The 236-nt window shown below is 72.0% G+C and carries 1 protein-coding gene; it reads right to left on the bottom strand.

The features are described 5' to 3' along the window. Positions 1-236 (bottom strand): transposase (locus Q0817_RS20035; protein ID WP_298592260.1); only part of this gene is annotated, 236 nt, incomplete at both ends.

The following is a 236-nucleotide window of genomic DNA, read 5'->3' as shown; positions in this document are numbered from 1 at the left end:
TTCCACGCCGCCCCGGTCTCGGCCGTGGCCACCCGCATGCCCAGGACCTCCCGGTGGCCGTCGCCGTTGACCCCGGTCGCAATCAGGACCACGGCGTTGACCACGCGCCCGCCCTCTCGGACTTTCATGGTCAGCGCGTCGGCGGCGACGAACGTGAACGGGCCGGCCTCGTCCAGGGGTCGGTGGCGGAAGGACTCCACGTGCTCGTCGAGGTCGGTGGCCATGCGCGAGACCTG

This window comes from uncultured Kocuria sp., assembly GCF_947500125.1.
Classification (GTDB): domain Bacteria; phylum Actinomycetota; class Actinomycetes; order Actinomycetales; family Micrococcaceae; genus Kocuria.
Note: the sequence above shows the minus strand (reverse complement) of the source record. Positions and strands in the feature narration are given on the sequence as shown.